Source organism: Streptomyces katrae, assembly GCF_000966975.1.
Taxonomy (GTDB): domain Bacteria; phylum Actinomycetota; class Actinomycetes; order Streptomycetales; family Streptomycetaceae; genus Streptomyces; species Streptomyces katrae.
This window is the reverse complement of sequence record NZ_JZWV01000238.1, coordinates 1-475: the sequence shown is the minus strand read 5'-3', so window position 1 is coordinate 475 and position 475 is coordinate 1. Positions and strand designations below refer to the sequence as shown.

Genomic DNA, 475 nt, shown 5'->3' with positions numbered 1-475 from the left:
TTCGCGGAGTCCGTCCTCGCCCCGCACACACCCGGGCCGCCCCAGCACCGCCACGCCCAGCACGACGAGGGCTTCTACATCCTCTCCGGCACCGTCCGCTTCACCGTCGGCCACGACAGCCACGACGCCCCCGCCGGCACCCTCGTCGTGGTCCCACCCGGCGCCCCGCACACCTTCGCCAACGTCACCGACCAGCCCGCCGTCATGCTCAGCACCTTCACCCCCGGCCGGTACGTGCAGTACTTCCGCGACCTCCAGGACATGCTCACCGACGGCCGGCCACTGACCCCGGAGGCGAACATCGCCGCCATGAGCCCCTACGCCACCCACCCCGCCACCGACTTCCCGGCCGCCCCGCCCACCTGACGGCCACCGCAGTGATCCGGGCCGCCGCGCGGGCCGGGGAAAGGGGGCGGCCTTCTCCCGGTCCCGCTACCGGGGCCGTCGTACGGAGAACTCGTTGCCGTCGGGGTCG

At 73.9% G+C, this 475-nt stretch carries 1 protein-coding gene; it reads left to right on the top strand.

Translation table 11 applies throughout. The features are described 5' to 3' along the window. The coding region (locus VR44_RS10620; protein WP_045947178.1) for a cupin domain-containing protein at positions 1 to 366 on the top strand (366 nt) is incomplete at its 5' end. Positions 367 to 475: the final 109 nt, after the last annotated feature.